Below are 15,187 nucleotides of genomic sequence, written 5' to 3'. Positions count from 1 at the left end.
TTAGAGCATGTAGCGCATGCGGATCGATTGCCGCCCGCCATCGGCGCCGATGCGGAACGACGCGTCGCGAAACCGCGGCGGGCCCATGCGCACCTTCGCATCGCGGGAAAAGCCGAACCCTTCGCGCGGCATCATCAATGTCTTGTCCACGCGCCCATTGCCGTTTTCGTCGTGAAAGACGGCGATCGCATATTGGCCGGGGGGCACGTCCTCGAACACCAGCCGGGGCTGGCCCGCGGCGCCGATGACCTGCTTGCGCCCGTCATGCGCGCAATCGGGAAACGCCTCGGCCACGGGGGCGAGGCACGCGAAAAGCTTGCCATCGTGATTGCGCAGATCGGTGACCGTCACCTGCAGGTCGCCGGCCCCGACCGCACCGGGCAGGGTGAAGGCGATGACCGGCAACGCGGCGATCCTTACCCCTGCGCGCCGGAAAGCGGGCCCGAAAAATTTCATCGCTTGCGATCCCATCCTTGCGGTGCGAGCCCACGGTCGGTGCCGCACACCCGGTCCCAGAACCGGAAATACAGCCCGTAATTGCAGGCATAACGGTGATGATGCACCTGGTGATGGCTCGCCGTTATCAGCCATCGTCCCAACCGTGAATGAACGACGGCATCCGGAAACATGTCCCACCCCATGTGATTGGTCACACCCATGACCGTCATGATCGCCAGCACCAGAGCCAGCACGCTGACATGGATCGGAACGAGAAACACCAGCGCCGGGATCACCACCGCCCCGGTGAGCGCCTCCCACGGGTGAAACGCCATCGCCGCCCACGCGGTCGGCGGGCGGCTGGCATGGTGGACCGCATGCATCATCCGGAACGGGCCGGGCCGGTGCATCCACCGATGGGTCCAGTAGAACCAGCTGTCATGCGCGAACAGATAGATGAAGAGCGACACCGGCAACCACCACAGCGGCATGGCCCCCACATCGTCGTAGATCCGGGTCCAGCCGCGCTCCTGCCAGCCCCAGCCGACGATGCCCGCCGGAATGCCGTAGATCGCGGCGGCGAGCAGTGACCAGCCGATTTCCTTGCCGATCTGCGTATTCAGCCCCGCATAATGGCCCGGCCGCGTCATCCGCGTGGCCAGCGCGAAACCGCCGCTCGTCAGCATGTAGCGCACCGCGACGATGGCCGTCATCGCCAAGGCCGATGCCCCCATGGCCAGAACCCATCCCGGTATCGTCGCGCTCATCCCCGTGCCTTAGCGGCAAAGCGCCGTCATTCAAACGGCGAAGCGCATCGAGACGCTCAGCTCAGTTCGTTTTGGCCCCAGGGTGCGCATTGCGGGTCACACTCCACCTGCCGGCGCCGGATGGCGATCCGGGCGAGCCGCTCCACCTCTTTCTTGCGGCGGGCATGCGCGAGCGTGAGCAAGGGCGCGGGCCGAAGGATTTCCGCATCGTAGCCATCGGCCACGATCAGCCCGCAGGAATCGGGCATGAACTCCGGCATGTCCATACATGCCCGGTCGAGCGACGGACACAGCCCCCAGTAGAACCGATCGCAATAATCGAGATAATCGGGCCACTTGGAATCGCCCAGCAGATCGGCGCGCGCCACCTTGATCTCCACGATGATCAGCCGCCCGCTCGCATCCATCCCCATGAGGTCCGCCCGCCGCCCGTTGCGCAGCGGGACTTCCGGCAGGGTCCAGATATCGTTGCGCGCAAAGAGGCGGCCGATCCCGCGCGCGACGACCTGCGCCCGTGTCGGTGGCGCGGATGGGGACGCGGGCGGCGTATGTAAAAGCGAATCGGACATGGTGACGTATTAAAGAACAAAATACGAACCTGGCAAGCGTTCGGGATGTTCGAGCCCCATGAAAATGCACGCCCACGGCGGATTTTGCGATTCCCTGCCTGAATGCACCAACGCCTTTTGAAAAGGGCTGGTCAGCCATTCATCACCCTGCTAATCGCATCCCGCACGCACCCGTAGCTCAGCTGGATAGAGCGCTGCCCTCCGAAGGCAGAGGCCACAGGTTCGAATCCTGTCGGGTGCACCAGATTTTCCGCCATTTTCTGGATCCTGCTGGGTCACCCCGCTCCGGCTAATTTGACGAGAACGCGGCTGGCGCGGCGGCTTCGATGCGGCCGATCAACTCCTCGATGAGACGAGGCGCATCGACGAGATATGCCTCACGGTAAGGCGTGGCGTATTTATCTGAGACGTTCGGTTGGATGTGGCCCAGCATGAGCCGCCCCCGTGTCTCCCAAGCACCAATCGACTCCAGACGACCACGGGACCGTGCCGCGCGATCAGCTCCCAGAGCAGCGCGCCCCCGCCGCGGTGGCGATCGCGCGACGGACGACACCGCCATCCACGATCGCCCCGCGCCCGGCCCCGGGGGGCGCTTGTCATTGGGTGAGGTCGAGCACGACGCGTCCTTCGATCTGCCCCTTGCGCATCCGGTCGAACACGGCGTTCACGTCGTCGAGCCGGGCGGTGGAAATCGTCGCCTTCACCTTCCCGTCGCCCGCGAAATCGAGTGATTCCTGAAGATCGAGCCGCGTGCCCACGATCGAGCCGCGCACCGTGATACCGTTCAGCACCATGCCGAAGATATTGAGCGGAAAATCCCCCGGCGGCAGGCCGTTGAGCGCCACCGTTCCGCCGCGCCCAACCATGCCGACCGCCTGTTCGAAGGCCGCCTCGCTCACCGCTGTCACCAGCGCGCCGCGCGCGCCGCCCCCGGTCATCCGCTTGACCGCGGCGGCGGGGTCGCTCTCGGTTCGCGCGTTGACCGTACCGACGGCGCCCAGCCTGCGCGCGAGGTCGAGCTTTGCCTCGTCCACGTCGACCGCCACCACGTTCAGCCCCATCGCGACCGCATATTGCACCGCCATGTGGCCGAGGCCGCCAATGCCGGAAATCACCACCGCATCGCCCGGCTTCGTGTCGGTCATCTTCAGCCCCTTGTAGACCGTGACCCCGGCGCACAGCACCGGAGCGATCTCGTTGAAGCCGATGTTGTCCGGCAGGTGACCGACATAGTTCGGGTCGGCCAGCACGTAATCCGCAAAACCGCCGTTCACCGAATATCCGGTGTTGAGCTGGCTTTCGCAGAGCGTTTCCCACCCGCCGAGGCAATGTGTGCAATGGCCGCACGCGGTATAGAGCCACGGCACGCCGACCCGGTCCCCTTCCTTCACATGGGTCACGCCCTTCCCCACGGCGGAGACGAAGCCCACGCCCTCGTGTCCGGGAATGAAGGGCGGTTCGGGTTTCACCGGCCAGTCGCCTTCCGCGGCGTGCAGATCGGTGTGGCACACGCCGGACGCCTGGATCGCGACCTGGATCATGCCGGGTTGCACCTCGGGCACGGGCGCTTCCTCGATCCGCAACGGTTCGCCGAAGGCGCGCACGACGGCGGCTTTCATGGTCTTGCTCATGACATCTCTCCTCGATTTTTCAATGCGCGATGCAATGCGGCGGACATTCGCCGCATCGCGAGGGGTAGCGCCTCAGAAGAAACCGAGCTTCTTCGGGCTGTAACTGACCAGCATGTTCTTCGTCTGCTGATAATGGTCGAGCATCATGCGGTGGTTCTCGCGCCCGATGCCGGATTGCTTGTAACCGCCGAACGCCGCATGCGCGGGATAGGCGTGGTAGCAATTGGTCCACACCCGCCCCGCCCGGATCGCACGGCCGAACCGGTAACAGGTGTTCGCATCGCGGCTCCACACCCCGGCGCCGAGGCCATAGAGCGTGTCATTGGCGATCCGCAGCGCCTCGTCATCATCCCGGAACGTGGTAACGGACAGGACGGGGCCGAAGATTTCCTCCTGAAAGATGCGCATCCGGTTGTTGCCGCGAAACACCGTCGGCTTCACGTAATAGCCGCCCGCAATCTCGCCATCGAAGCGCGCCGCCCCGCCACCCGTCAGCAATTCGGCGCCTTCCTGCCTGCCGATGTCGATATAGGAGAGGATCTTCTCCTGCTGCTCGGACGAGGCCTGCGCACCGATCATGGTCTCCATGTCGAGCGGGTTGCCCGCCTTGATCGCCTCCACCCGCGCGATGGCGCGTTCCATGAACCGGTCATAGATGCTTTCATGGATGAGCGCCCGGCTCGGACAGGTGCACACCTCGCCCTGGTTGAGCGCGAACATCACCAGCCCCTCGATCGCCTTGTCGAAAAAATCGTCGTCGTCGCGGCACACGTCTTCGAAGAAGATGTTCGGGCTCTTGCCGCCCAGCTCCAGCGTGACGGGAATCAGGTTCTCGCTCGCATATTGCATGATGAGCCGGCCCGTCGTCGTCTCGCCGGTAAAGGCGATCTTGGCGATGCGATTGCTGCTGGCGAGCGGTTTTCCCGCCTCCACGCCAAAGCCGTTGACGACATTGAGCACGCCTGCGGGCAGCAGATCGCCGATCAGTTCGACCAGCACCATGATCGAGGCCGGGGTCTGCTCGGCCGGTTTCAGGACCACGCAATTGCCCGCCGCAAGCGCCGGGGCGAGTTTCCACACCGCCATCAATATGGGAAAGTTCCACGGGATGATCTGTCCCACCACGCCGAGCGGTTCGTGGAAATGATAGGCGACCGTGTCGTGGTCGATTTCCGAAATGCCGCCTTCCTGCGCGCGGATGCACCCCGCGAAATAGCGGAAATGATCGATGGCGAGCGGGATGTCCGCCGCCATCGTCTCGCGTAGCGGCTTTCCATTGTCCCATGTTTCGGCGATCGCGAGCGTCTGGAGATTTTCCTCCATCCGGTCGGCGATACGATGGAGGATCAGCGCGCGTTCGCCCACGCTGGTGCGGGCCCAGGCGTCCCTCGCCGCATGCGCCGCGTCGAGCGCGGCCTCGATATCGACCGCCTGGCTGCGCGCCACCTTGCCGACCGACTTGCCGGTTATGGAGGAGATATTGTCGAAATAGCGCCCGTCGCGCGGTGCGGTCCACTGACCGCCGATGAAATTGTCGTATCTGTCGGCAAAAGGCGCGGTCATCGACGCCGCCGGATTGGTTTGCATGTCCATCAGTTCATCCTCGTCACAATCGCCGGTTGCTCCCGGTCGCAAGGAGGATGCTTTCGCACTGCCGCATCGATGGAAAGAGGGGGCGGGCCGAAGGGACGCGCAACTGTCTCGCTATCGAGACAGTTGCGGACAAAGGGCGTCAGCCGCGCACGAGGCCGACCTTCTCCATGCGCCGATAAAGCGTCGCCCGGCCTATGCCGAGCGCTCTCGCCGCCTGTGTCGCATTGCCATCGGCCTGTGCGAGCGCACGGCGCAACACCGTGCGTTCCGAGTCGCGGAACGATACCGCCTCCTCCCCGCCAGGGATGTCCGCAGCGCTGCGGCAACCGGTCAGGCAGGCGTCGCTCAGCGTAAAACGATGCCGCGCGGCATGGGTGGCACCGATGACGAGATCATCCCGGTCGACCGCGAGCAAGGCCGCATCGCCGCCGGGAAGGTTCGCGTCGATGATGCGGTGCCCTGCGAAATACTGGCGGAAAACCCCGCTTTCGATCCGGCGCGCCGCATCCTGCACGATTTTCTGCACCAGCGACCCCATCGCCGCGGTGTGGTCCGCCCGGCAACTGGAAATGTCGAGCGCGCCCACCAGGCGCCCCGTCGCGTCCCGCACCGGCGCGTCCATGCAGCTGATGCCGATGTTGCGACTGGCGAAATGCTCGTCGCGGTGGATCGTAACGGGCCGGCCTTCTTCGAGACAGGTGCCGATGCCATTGGTGCCCTCGCGGCTCTCGCTCCAGACCCCGCCCGGCGTCAGGCCGACCTGATCGAATGTCGCGCGGTCGCCTGCGCTGCTGCGCGCTTCGAGAATGACGCCGTCATTGTCCGACAGCATGACCGCGCAACCGGTGGCGGCAACCGTCTGAAACAGCTGATCGAGCAGCGGGCGCGCCACGCACAGCAGGAGCTCGTGCCGCTGCCGCCGCTGCGCGAGGTCGGCGCCGGGCACCAGCTCGGCGGCACGTTCCGCGCTCGGCACGAGCCCGTGCTTCAGCCCCGAACGGCACCAGCTGGCCGCGACAAAGGATTGCGCGGCACGCGACGACGATTGCAAGACTGCTTCGACGGAGTCTGCGTGATGGCCAGCCATGACACCATCGTACCCCCTTTGCCGCCCGTTGACCACTGCGCAGAGATCGGGGCGAATGCGCGGACGCGATTTTCGCGCCCCTTGCCGCCCCGTGGCCAGTCTCGTCATGGATTGACCCGGCCGCATGAAACAGGCAGCGAATGCGCAGAGAGCATCACGATCGCTGGGCAGGCTGTGCATTCGGAAACTTCAGGCAAAATGATGCAGGCGGTGCTCCGGTCCGTTCCGGTCTGCGCTGGCATCGTCCTGCTCCTTTGTGCGCTTTTGCCGCAGGCCGCGATGGCGGCGCCGACGCAATCCTTCCTGCAACCGATGGGGCCGGTGGCCGAGGAACAGGCGACCCATCTCTGGCGGGTGATCGCGATTGCCATGGTCGTGATCCTTCCCGTCCTGATCGGGGTGCCTCTGCTCGTCTGGCGCTACCGTATCGGTGCGAAAGGGGCGAAATACACGCCGGAGTGGGATTATTCGGCAAAGCTGGAATGGCTGTTGTGGGGCGTTCCCGTGGCGGTGGTGATCGTGCTCGCAAGCTGGCTGTGGTATTCGACGAACCGGCTCGATCCCTACGAACCGCTGGGCCCCGCGCCGCTTCGGATACAGGCGATCGGCCTCGACTGGAAATGGGTGTTCCTCTACCCGGACGAGGGCGTGGCGACCGTGAACGCGCTCGCCATCCCGGTGGGGCGGCCGGTGGAACTCACGCTCACGACCGACACGGTGATGCAAAGCATGCTGATCGCGCCGCTCACCGGGCAGATCTACGCCATGCCGGGCATGACGACGAAGCTCAATTTCGCGGCGACACGCACCGGCGTGGCGGAGGGTGAGAATACGCAATTCAACGGCGCCGGCTTCGGGCGGCAAAAATTCGCCGTCACCGCCATGGAACCGGCCCGCCATGCCGCATGGCTCGCCGACGCGCGCCGCGCACCCATGCTCGACGCGGCGACATACCGCATCCTGCGCCATCGGTCGGTCCTTGCCGAGGCGCGCGAGGAACTGGGCCTGAGCCGGGAGGCGACGCCGCTTTATTTCGCGCTGCCCATGCCGGATCTGTTCGAGCGGGTCGTCGCGAAATATCACGCGACCGGTGGCGGCGGATCGGGCGCACTCGGCGGCACCGGCCTCCCCTCGCGCCCGCAGGGAGGCGATGAATGAGCCAGCCCACCAGCCCCATCTTCGGTCGGCTCGACTGGACCGTCACGCCCTATACCGATCTGTTGCACCATGTGACGAGCAGCACGATCGTCGGAGCGGGCGCGGCCACGGTTCTCGTGCTCGGCACGCTCGGCGCGGTCGCGCTCGTCACGCGGATGGGGTGGTGGGGGCCGCTTTTCCGGGACTGGCTGACGTCTGCGGACGCGAAGAAGATCGGCATCATGTATATCGTGCTGGCGCTGGTGATGATGGCGCGCGGCATTGTCGAAGGTTTCGTCATGCGCGCGCATCAGGCGACGGCCCTGGGCACGCTGTCCGCGCCGGAAAGCGGCCTCGTCGCGCCCGATCATTTCGCCCAGCTGTTCAGCACGCATGGCACGATCATGATCTTTTTCGTCGCTATGCCGCTGCTCATCGGGCTCATAAATTTCGTGCTTCCACAGCAATTGGGCGCGCGCGACATGGCGTTCCCCGTGCTCAATCAGGTCAGCCTGGGGCTGACGGCGGCGGGGGCGGCGCTGGTGATGGTGTCGCTGCTCATCGGGAAGTTCGGGACCGGGGGATGGACGGTGTACCCCCCCTATACCGGCATCGCATACAGCCCCGGCGAGGGGGTCGATTACTGGCTTTGGGCGATCACGATATCGGGGATCGGCTCCACGCTGACAGGCATGAATTTCGCGGTCACGATCTTCAAGAAGCGCGCGCCGGGCATGCATTTCATGCGCATGCCGCTGTTCTGCTGGACGTCACTTTGCGTTGCGATCATGCTGATCTACGCGATGCCCGCGCTTACCGTGTCGAGCGCGATGCTCATGCTCGACCGCTATGCCGGCTTTCACTTCTTCACGAATGGCGCGGGCGGCAACATGATGAATTACGCCAACATCTTCTGGATGTTCGGCCATCCGGAGGTCTATATCCTGATCCTCCCGGCGTTCGGCGTGTTCTCGGAAATCAGCTCGACCTTTTCGGGAAAGAAGCTCTACGGCTACACCTCGCTCGTCATCGCGAGCATGAGCATCGCGGTCATCAGCTTTACCGTGTGGCTGCACCATTTCTTCACCATGGGGCAAAGCGCGAACGTCAATATCGCGTTCGGCATCGCCACCATGATCATCGGCGTGCCGACGGGGGTGAAGATCTACGACTGGATGGCGACGATGTGGCGTGGACAGGTGCGCATCACGACGCCGATGGTCTATCTCATCGGGTTCTTCATGCTCTTCGTGATCGGCGGGCTGTCGGGGATCATTCTCGCCAATCCATCCATCGATTACCAGGTGCACAATTCCACCTTCCTCGTCGCGCATTTCCACAATGTGATCATTCCCGGCGTGCTTTACGGGATGCTGGCGGGCATCCATTACTGGTTCCCCAAGGCTTTCGGATTTCGGCTTTGCGAGACATGGGGGCGGCGCACGGCGTTTCTGTTCGTCGGCGGTTTCCTGCTGACCTTCATGCCGCTCTACGTGCTGGGTCTCATGGGCATGCCGCGCCGTTCGCCCACGTTTCAGAACCCGGATTTCCTGCCGTGGATGTATGTCGCGGGGGTGGGCGCGGTGTTGATGCTGTGTGCACTGGGGAGCCTTGGCTGGACATTCTGGAGCAGCTGGCGCCGCCGGGCGGATCTGGCCGTTCCGGGCGGCGATCCTTGGAACGGCGGAACGCTCGAATGGTCGAGCCCGGCGCCGGTGCCGGCATGGAATTACCCCCGCATCCCCGACGTGAAGGCGCGCGACGACTGGAGCGCGGCGAAGCGCGGCGGCGATCCGTGGAAGGGGCCGGACGATTATGCTGACATCGAAATGCCCGCCAATACGCGCTTTGGCCTTGTGCTGGCCGCCGCCGCCTTTGCGCTGGGCTTCGCGATGGTGTGGCACGTGTGGTGGATGGGGGTCGCCGCCCTGCTCGCGATCGTGGCCGCGGTGATGTGGCGCGGGATGATCGTGTTGGAGCCCGAGATCGTCCCCGCCGCCGAGGTCGAACGCGCCGACCGGCAATTTCGCGAATGGGTCGCGGCCGCCCCTCCGGCCAGCCGGGCGGACGAAGAAACCCCGCGCAACAGGGGCGTTCCCGACATCACGGAGTTCGCGGGATGAGCAACGGCGACAACGGCCTTTACCCCGGTCTCAACCTCGGCGCGGGGCACGGCGACGCGCATGACCAAGCGGAAACGAGCGTCTTCGGTTTCTGGGTCTTCTTGATGAGCGACCTCATCATCTTCGGCATTCTGTTTGTCACCTATGCCGCTGCGCTCGATCCCGTGGGTCTTGCCGGCGGTCCGGGCCCGCAGGCGCTGTTCGACATGCGCAGCATCGCGATTCAGACAGGTCTGCTCCTGCTCGGCGGGGCGGCTTATGGCGGGGTGTCGCTGGCGGTGAAATACGACGGGGGCGCGGGAAAGGTGGTGGCCTGGCTCGCGATCTGCGCAGGGCTTGGCGCAGGGTTCCTGTTCTTTGAAATTCGCGATTTCCTGCATCAGGCGCAGGAGGGCGGCATCCCGCAGGCAAGCGGCTGGCTGAGCGCGTACTGGGCGCTCGTCGGGCTGCATGGGCTGCATGTCGCGGTCGGCATCGCGTGGATCGGTGCGAGCGCGGCACAGATCGCCGTGCGCGGGCTGGACGATGTGGTCAAGGTCCGCCTCTCCATGCTGGGCGTGTTCTGGCATTTTCTCGACCTCGTCTGGATCGGGATTTTTTCGTTCGTTTTCCTGGTGCCGCTTTCATGACCCGGCCCAATACTGGCGAGCTGGACCCCGGCGAAAGCGCGAAGGCGGAGTTGCGCAAATATGCGCTCGGCTTCGTGATCAGCGTGGTTTTGACAATTGCAGCCTTCGCGGCGGTGCTGTCGCCGCTTGCGCCCATGGTGAAGATCATCGCGGTGTGCGCGGCGGCGCTGCTTCAGGTGGCGACACACCTGCGCCATTTCCTGCATCTCAGCTTTTCGGGCGGGCAATCGCGCGAGGATCTGCTGCTGGTGCTGTTTTCCGTGTGTCTGCTGTCCATCATGGCGGGCGGGACGGTGTGGATTCTCGCCGACCTTCAGGGGCGGATGCACGACAGCGAAGCGACCCGTGCGCACGGTGCAGCGCGCGGCGATGGAGGCGCTACATCCGCTCCTTGATCCCGGACCGGATCAGCAGCCAGTTCGGACCATAGGCGGTCAGGAAGCCGGCCAGCATCGCCCCCTGCATCGCGAACCAGAAAAGCGCGTCTCCGGCATCGACCGGCGTATTAAGAACGCGCTTGAAAATCACGAAATGCGCGATCCCCATGAGCCCGTACATCCCGACCTGCCAGCTGGTGAGCGAGAGCACGTCGGCCTTGGCCGCGCTCACCATGCCTTCCCTGAAAGACAGATCGCGCATCGGGGCGATTGCGAAATATTGGAAGACGATCCCGGTCGCGAGCGCGAACACGTAATCCATCGCCCAGGTCGCAAAAATCTCGTGCCCGAAAAGCCAGCCGAGGCCGAACACGGGCAGCACGCCCGGAAAGACATGGGCAAGGTTTTCGGCGAAGAGATCGGCAAGCGCGCACCCCGCACCGCAATGGAGCGTCCCCTTCGCGACCGAGGCCGCAAAGGGAATGTCCCCGCCCTTCCACGCGTAGCGCAGGTAGAACGCGATGAGCAGCGGTCCGCCGAAAAGCGCGCACAACGGCCAGACAAAGCGCATGACCGTCATCTTCGGCGGTCTTGCCGAGGTCAGCACGACCATGATCCCCGCGCACGCGACGCCCAGCACGAGCGACGCGACCGCGAGGGCATGGAGCCAGCCGGGCATGGGTCGCGCCGGCGCCCGCGGTCAGGCCGGGTCGGTTTCCGCCTGCGGCTCCATGGCCGCCGCGGCGCCAGCCTCGGCGTCCGCATCGGCGGGCATGGAGGCGAGCGTGCTTTCGATGCTGGCCGCGGCCTCGGCGACGCCATTCGCGTCGCTCGTTTCCAGCGCCGATTTCGCCGCCGCGATGTCCTGCGTCAGCTTTGCGCGGATATCTTCGGGAAATTCGACGATATTGGCCGTCACGAGCTGATCGAGATCTTCGAGAACGACCGCCGTCTCGGACATGTCGAGCGTGCCGGATTCCAGATGCTGCGCCAGTTCCATCGCCTCGGATCGCAGCTGCGACGGGGTTGCCGCCGTGTCTTCGAAACCGGGCTCGTCGACGGTCGCCTGTTGCACCTCGCCCTGTTCATGCGCCGCGTCGTCACCGCACGCGGAAAGAGCCAGGGACACCGGCAGGAGAAGAGAGAGGTAACACAATGTTTTCATCGCTGATCGATCCTTCGTCTCAGGCGGCCTGACATCGGCCCCTGTCCATGCTTTCATCTGCGCGCACGATGCGTAACGCATCGCCCGCCTATCGCAAGAAATTGTTGCGCAGCAATTCCACCACCTCGCCCGACCTTCCGTCGAGCACGGCCTTCACGCCGAACATGGCGGTCGATGCTACTTGTGAAATCTCGATTTTGGGCGGCATGACCAGCTCCATCTGGTTCACCCGCACGTCGAGGAGCGCAGGCCCCTCGGCGCGCAGCCACGCCTCCATCGCGCCGGCCAGATCACCGCCGTTCTCCACGCGCCAGCCCGCGATTCCGCACGCCTCGGCCAGTTTCGGGAAATCGGGATTCCTGAGCCCGGTAAAATGATCGACCAGCCCTTCGACACGCTGCTCCATTTCGACGAAGCCGAGCGTGTCGTTGCGAAACACCAGGAGCTTGAGCGGGATTTCCTCCTGCACCAGCGTCAGCAGGTCGCCCATCAACATGGTCAACCCGCCATCCCCGCACATCGCGATGACCTGTCGGTCGGGATAGGCGAGCTTGGCGCCCATCGCCTGCGGCATCCCGCTCGCCATGGTGCCGTGGAGCAGGCTGTTGAGGAAACGGCGCCGGCCATTGGCGCGCAGATGGCGCAGCATCCACACCATCGCGGTGCCGACGTCGGACACGAAAATCGCATCGTCCGCCGCCTTTTCGTCGAGCATGTTGGCGACGAATTGCGGGTGGATGAGCGTGGGATCGCTTTCCTCCCCCTCCTCCACATAGCCGCGCAGATCGTCCTGCCACTGTTTCTGCTGCGCCTCGAGATGGCGCGTGTCCGGTTTCGCGGCGACCATCGGCGTAAGCGCGGCCAGCGTCGTCCGCGCATCGCCGACCAGCCCCATGCTGATCGCCGAACGCCGGCCGAGATGGGTCGGGTCGATATCGATCTGCACGATCTTCTTCGCCTCGGGATAATATTGCGTATAGGCGAAATCGCAGCCCAGCGAGATCACGAGATCGGCAGTTTCGAGCGCCTCCACCCCCGCGCGATTGCCGAGGATACCGTTCACCCCGACATTAAAGGGATTATTTGGCTCCAGAAATTCCTTGGCCCGCGTCGTGTGGACCATCGGCGCCTTCACCTTTTCGCAAAAGGCGACAATCTCGGCCCGCGCGTCGCGTGCCCCGATCCCGGCATAGACCGTGACCTTGCCCGCAGCATCGACCATTTCGGCAAGCTGCGCCATTTCGGAATCGTTGGGCCGGCACACCGGTTCGGGGCGATAGATGTCCCACGCCATCGCATCCTCGTCCGTCTCGCTGAACATGTCGCCGTTCACGATGACGACCGCGACGCCTTTTTTCGTGAGCGCGGCCTGCGCGGCCTTCGTCACGATGCGGCGGGCCTGCGAGGGATGGGAGATATATTCGCAGAAATGCGAATGCTGCTCGTAGATCTTCTTCTGGTCGACTTCCTGCGGAAAGTTGAAGCCGGTTTCGGTCCGCGCCACGTCCGACGCGATGAGAAGCACCGGCGCGCCATTGCGGTGGCTTTCGTAGATCCCGTTCACGAAATGAAGCGAGCCCGGCCCGCACGTGCCCGCGCACACGGCCAGCTCTCCGGTCATGTAGGCCTCGCCGCCGGCGGCGAAGGCGCCCGCCTCCTCATGCCGCACGCTGATCCAGCGCAGGTCCGATTTCGCGATCGCGTCGGTGAGGTGATTGATCGTATCGCCGGGAATGCCATAGACGCGCCGCGCGCCCGCCTGTTCGAGAGCATCGAGAACGATATGCGCTACGGTCTTGGACATGTTTTCCCTTTCATGGCGGTGTTCTGCACGAAGGATAAGCAAACCTCTCCCGCCCCCTTTGCCAACCCGCGAGCGTCCGTCATGGTTTCCATCGCGAAGCCGCCCGGCGGCATTGCGACAAAATGATACAGGTGCGCGCGGGCGTCGGCCCCTCTTTCCCATTGGCCCGCGAGGTGGCAGCGCACACTGGCGACGCCGCAGGAGGATTGATGGCCAATGCGCTGACCGGCGGGATCGAGGCGGCAACGTCCCGATTTCGGATGCAAAGCAAGAGGTTCAAACTGGCGGTTGACGCGAACGACAGGGCTGAAAACTCGCACCTGCCGTTGCGACCACTGCTGCAATCTTGAACGATGAAGTCGTCACAGAAATGCGCCCCGGTTCGCGCATCCCTGAACATGCCCCTCAGTTCCGATCGCCATCCACAAACGGCATCGATGATGAATGAGAAAAAGAAAAAATTATTCGGATGGTTGGAAGCCTCTAGATTGCCTGCTGCGGCGCATGGCGACAAATGCAATGCCCGGGAGGGGTAGTTTCTGAACATGCGAAATCTGGACATCTTGATCATTGGCGGCGGGATCGGGGGGCTGACCTCGGCCATTGCACTGCGCCGGGATGGCCATGCGGTGACCGTGATCGAGAAAGATCCCGAATGGGCCGTCTACGGTGTGGGCATCATTCAGCAAGGCAATGTCCTGCGGGCGATGAAGGAGCTCGACCTCCTCGACGATTACATGGACGCAGCGGTCGGTTTCGACTTCGTCGCGATCCATGCGCCCGACGGGACGCAGATGGCCAAGGTGCCCACTCCGCGGCTGGTGGAAGGCTATCCCGCCAATGTCGGCATCGGCCGTCCCGCCTTGCACGAGGTGCTGGGCGATCGCACCATCGCATCGGGCGCCGATGTGCGTCTCGGCGTGACGGTGGACAGCATCGACGATGATGGCGATGGCGTGACGGTCCGCTTCTCCGATGGCCGGGAAGGGCGGTACGACATCGTGATCGGTGCGGACGGCGTGTATTCGGACACGCGCGCGAGGGTCATGCCCGATGCCGGAGCGCCGGAATACACGGGTCAGGCGGTCTGGCGCTACAACCTGCCTCGGCCGGATGATCTCGATTCCCTGCACGTTTACAACGGCCCGACCGGGGTTGGCCTGGTCCCGATCAGCGCAGAGTTGATGTATATGTACGTCACCACGCCGGAGCCGGACAATCCCTGGTATGACAAGCACGGCCTCGCTCGGACCATGCGCGAAAAGCTTGCAGGCACCGCCCCGTCGATACGCGAGCTGGCAGAGGCGATCACCGACGACGATGGCGTGGTCTACCGCCCGCTGGAAACCATGATGCTTTATGGAGCGTGGCACGAGGGACGCGTGGTGCTGCTGGGCGATGCCGTTCACGCCACGACGCCGCACCTCGGGCAAGGGGCCGGCATGGCGATCGAGGACAGCATCGTGCTGGCCGAGGAGCTGGCGAAGGCGGACACGGCACAAGAGGCGTTCGAAGCCTATCGCGCGCGGCGTTTCGAACGCTGCAAGTATATCGTCGAGAGCTCGCTGGCGATCTGCCACGGCCAGATCGGCAAAGGCTCTCCCGTCGACAACCACAAGGCCACGGCGGAGATGTTCGAAGTCACCGCCCAAGCGATTTAGGAAGACGTGATGAGCAGAGTTACCGAGATTCGCTATGTCGGATACGGCACCAGCGATTTTGCCGCGGAGCGCGCGTTTTATGCCGAGGACTGGGGTCTTGTGGAGGTGGGGGCGAGCGAGGATACGGCCTGGTTCAAGACGCATGGCCATGACGAGCATCACGTGGTGCGCCTGCACAAGCGGGAGAGCAATTGCGTCGAGGTGAT

At 64.3% G+C, this 15,187-nt stretch carries 16 protein-coding genes, 1 tRNA gene and 1 pseudogene; 8 read left to right on the top strand and 10 right to left on the bottom strand.

The features are described from left to right. Genes Q0897_RS14110 through Q0897_RS14100 form a run of 3 tightly spaced genes read right to left on the bottom strand, consistent with a single transcriptional unit; the run spans position 1 to position 1,774 of the window. Positions 1 to 456 (bottom strand): DUF2141 domain-containing protein, encoded by a 456-nt coding sequence (locus Q0897_RS14110; protein WP_299310038.1) that lies wholly within the window; start codon positions 454 to 456, stop codon positions 1 to 3. Further along, the gene (locus Q0897_RS14105; protein WP_299310037.1) at positions 453 to 1,205 is read right to left on the bottom strand and encodes a sterol desaturase family protein; all 753 of its coding nucleotides are present in this window, start codon (positions 1,203 to 1,205) and stop codon (positions 453 to 455) included. Before Q0897_RS14105 ends, Q0897_RS14110 begins: the two co-directional genes overlap by 4 nt. 56 nt (positions 1,206 to 1,261) lie before the next feature. Next, the gene (locus tag Q0897_RS14100) at positions 1,262 to 1,774 is read right to left on the bottom strand and encodes an MmcB family DNA repair protein (protein ID WP_299310036.1); all 513 of its coding nucleotides are present in this window, start codon (positions 1,772 to 1,774) and stop codon (positions 1,262 to 1,264) included. A 167-nt stretch (positions 1,775 to 1,941) separates the two neighbouring features. Between Q0897_RS14100 and Q0897_RS14095 the strand changes: the two genes are divergently transcribed. Further along, positions 1,942 to 2,018 (top strand) — tRNA-Arg (locus Q0897_RS14095). A gap of 45 nt (positions 2,019 to 2,063) precedes the next feature. On the opposite strand, the gene Q0897_RS14090 is transcribed toward Q0897_RS14095, so the two are convergent. The 4 genes from Q0897_RS14090 to Q0897_RS14075 all read right to left on the bottom strand — a co-directional run bounded on the left by Q0897_RS14090 (position 2,064) and on the right by Q0897_RS14075 (position 6,193). After that, positions 2,064 to 2,207, bottom strand: coding sequence for a hypothetical protein (locus Q0897_RS14090; RefSeq protein ID WP_299310035.1), 144 nt, complete (start codon positions 2,205 to 2,207; stop codon positions 2,064 to 2,066). A 163-nt stretch (positions 2,208 to 2,370) separates the two neighbouring features. Continuing rightward, positions 2,371 to 3,405, bottom strand: a complete 1,035-nt coding sequence (gene adhP, locus Q0897_RS14085) for an alcohol dehydrogenase AdhP (RefSeq protein WP_299310034.1) — start codon at positions 3,403 to 3,405, stop codon at positions 2,371 to 2,373. 72 nt (positions 3,406 to 3,477) lie between these two features. Next, complete coding sequence (gene adh, locus Q0897_RS14080) at positions 3,478 to 4,998, bottom strand: aldehyde dehydrogenase (RefSeq protein WP_299310033.1); 1,521 nt, start codon at positions 4,996 to 4,998, stop codon at positions 3,478 to 3,480. 139 nt (positions 4,999 to 5,137) lie between these two features. Then, positions 5,138 to 6,193 carry a GAF domain-containing protein gene (locus Q0897_RS14075; RefSeq protein ID WP_366519945.1) on the bottom strand — a complete coding sequence of 352 codons (1,056 nt, stop codon included), beginning with the start codon at positions 6,191 to 6,193 and terminating at the stop codon, positions 5,138 to 5,140. Positions 6,194 to 6,295: 102 nt separating this feature from the next. Here Q0897_RS14075 and Q0897_RS14070 point away from each other — a divergent pair, with 102 nt between their 5' ends. Genes Q0897_RS14070 through Q0897_RS14055 form a run of 4 tightly spaced genes read left to right on the top strand, consistent with a single transcriptional unit; the run spans position 6,296 to position 10,369 of the window. After that, the gene (locus Q0897_RS14070; RefSeq protein WP_299310032.1) at positions 6,296 to 7,243 is read left to right on the top strand and encodes a ubiquinol oxidase subunit II; all 948 of its coding nucleotides are present in this window, start codon (positions 6,296 to 6,298) and stop codon (positions 7,241 to 7,243) included. Continuing rightward, positions 7,240 to 9,345 carry a cbb3-type cytochrome c oxidase subunit I gene (locus Q0897_RS14065; RefSeq protein ID WP_299310031.1) on the top strand — a complete coding sequence of 702 codons (2,106 nt, stop codon included), beginning with the start codon at positions 7,240 to 7,242 and terminating at the stop codon, positions 9,343 to 9,345. Before Q0897_RS14070 ends, Q0897_RS14065 begins: the two co-directional genes overlap by 4 nt. Then, a complete protein-coding gene (locus Q0897_RS14060; protein ID WP_299310030.1) occupies positions 9,342 to 9,974 on the top strand; it encodes a cytochrome c oxidase subunit 3 in 633 nt (210 codons plus the stop codon). Before Q0897_RS14065 ends, Q0897_RS14060 begins: the two co-directional genes overlap by 4 nt. Further along, on the top strand, positions 9,971 to 10,369 hold the full coding sequence (locus Q0897_RS14055) for a cytochrome C oxidase subunit IV family protein (protein ID WP_299310029.1): 399 nt from the start codon (positions 9,971 to 9,973) through the stop codon (positions 10,367 to 10,369). Before Q0897_RS14060 ends, Q0897_RS14055 begins: the two co-directional genes overlap by 4 nt. Here the strand turns inward: Q0897_RS14055 and Q0897_RS14050 are convergent. The 3 genes from Q0897_RS14050 to Q0897_RS14040 all read right to left on the bottom strand — a co-directional run bounded on the left by Q0897_RS14050 (position 10,353) and on the right by Q0897_RS14040 (position 13,320). Further along, complete coding sequence (locus Q0897_RS14050) at positions 10,353 to 11,030, bottom strand: DUF4396 domain-containing protein (RefSeq protein WP_299310028.1); 678 nt, start codon at positions 11,028 to 11,030, stop codon at positions 10,353 to 10,355. The genes Q0897_RS14055 and Q0897_RS14050 overlap by 17 nt on opposite strands. A 21-nt stretch (positions 11,031 to 11,051) precedes the next feature. Then, entirely contained in the window at positions 11,052 to 11,516 is a 465-nt protein-coding gene (locus Q0897_RS14045; RefSeq protein ID WP_299310027.1) for a hypothetical protein, read from the bottom strand. Between the two features lie 88 nt (positions 11,517 to 11,604). Next, on the bottom strand, positions 11,605 to 13,320 hold the full coding sequence (locus Q0897_RS14040) for a thiamine pyrophosphate-dependent enzyme (protein ID WP_299310026.1): 1,716 nt from the start codon (positions 13,318 to 13,320) through the stop codon (positions 11,605 to 11,607). A 209-nt stretch (positions 13,321 to 13,529) separates the two neighbouring features. Between Q0897_RS14040 and Q0897_RS14035 the strand changes: the two genes are divergently transcribed. The 3 genes and pseudogenes from Q0897_RS14035 to Q0897_RS14025 form a co-directional block, all read left to right on the top strand. After that, complete coding sequence (locus Q0897_RS14035; RefSeq protein WP_299310025.1) at positions 13,530 to 13,670, top strand: hypothetical protein; 141 nt, start codon at positions 13,530 to 13,532, stop codon at positions 13,668 to 13,670. Positions 13,671 to 13,865: 195 nt separating this feature from the next. Further along, complete coding sequence (locus Q0897_RS14030; RefSeq protein ID WP_299310024.1) at positions 13,866 to 14,981, top strand: FAD-dependent oxidoreductase; 1,116 nt, start codon at positions 13,866 to 13,868, stop codon at positions 14,979 to 14,981. Positions 14,982 to 14,990: 9 nt separating this feature from the next. Beyond that, positions 14,991 to 15,187 (top strand): annotated as a pseudogene (locus tag Q0897_RS14025) (oxidoreductase); the annotation flags it as partial.

The sequence above is a fragment of the uncultured Croceicoccus sp. genome (assembly GCF_947496385.1).
In the GTDB taxonomy this organism is placed as follows: Bacteria; Pseudomonadota; Alphaproteobacteria; order Sphingomonadales; family Sphingomonadaceae; genus Croceicoccus.
This window is presented reverse-complemented; position numbering and strand designations above follow the sequence as displayed.

Bases quoted from the DNA above. Each gene is read 5' to 3' on its own strand.
- Q0897_RS14100 (WP_299310036.1), bottom strand. From the start codon at position 1,774: ATGTCCGATTCGCTTTTACATACGCCGCCCGCGTCCCCATCCGCGCCA.
- Q0897_RS14045 (WP_299310027.1), bottom strand. From the start codon at position 11,516: ATGAAAACATTGTGTTACCTCTCTCTTCTCCTGCCGGTGTCCCTGGCT.
- Q0897_RS14075 (WP_366519945.1), bottom strand. From the start codon at position 6,193: ATGACGAGACTGGCCACGGGGCGGCAAGGGGCGCGAAAATCGCGTCCG.
- adh (WP_299310033.1), bottom strand. From the start codon at position 4,998: ATGGACATGCAAACCAATCCGGCGGCGTCGATGACCGCGCCTTTTGCC.
- Q0897_RS14030 (WP_299310024.1), top strand. From the start codon at position 13,866: ATGCGAAATCTGGACATCTTGATCATTGGCGGCGGGATCGGGGGGCTG.
- Q0897_RS14035 (WP_299310025.1), top strand. From the start codon at position 13,530: ATGGCCAATGCGCTGACCGGCGGGATCGAGGCGGCAACGTCCCGATTT.
- Q0897_RS14055 (WP_299310029.1), top strand. From the start codon at position 9,971: ATGACCCGGCCCAATACTGGCGAGCTGGACCCCGGCGAAAGCGCGAAG.
- Q0897_RS14110 (WP_299310038.1), bottom strand. From the start codon at position 456: ATGAAATTTTTCGGGCCCGCTTTCCGGCGCGCAGGGGTAAGGATCGCC.
- Q0897_RS14090 (WP_299310035.1), bottom strand. From the start codon at position 2,207: ATGCTGGGCCACATCCAACCGAACGTCTCAGATAAATACGCCACGCCT.
- Q0897_RS14060 (WP_299310030.1), top strand. From the start codon at position 9,342: ATGAGCAACGGCGACAACGGCCTTTACCCCGGTCTCAACCTCGGCGCG.
- Q0897_RS14105 (WP_299310037.1), bottom strand. From the start codon at position 1,205: ATGAGCGCGACGATACCGGGATGGGTTCTGGCCATGGGGGCATCGGCC.
- Q0897_RS14065 (WP_299310031.1), top strand. From the start codon at position 7,240: ATGAGCCAGCCCACCAGCCCCATCTTCGGTCGGCTCGACTGGACCGTC.
- adhP (WP_299310034.1), bottom strand. From the start codon at position 3,405: ATGAGCAAGACCATGAAAGCCGCCGTCGTGCGCGCCTTCGGCGAACCG.
- Q0897_RS14050 (WP_299310028.1), bottom strand. From the start codon at position 11,030: ATGCCCGGCTGGCTCCATGCCCTCGCGGTCGCGTCGCTCGTGCTGGGC.
- Q0897_RS14040 (WP_299310026.1), bottom strand. From the start codon at position 13,320: ATGTCCAAGACCGTAGCGCATATCGTTCTCGATGCTCTCGAACAGGCG.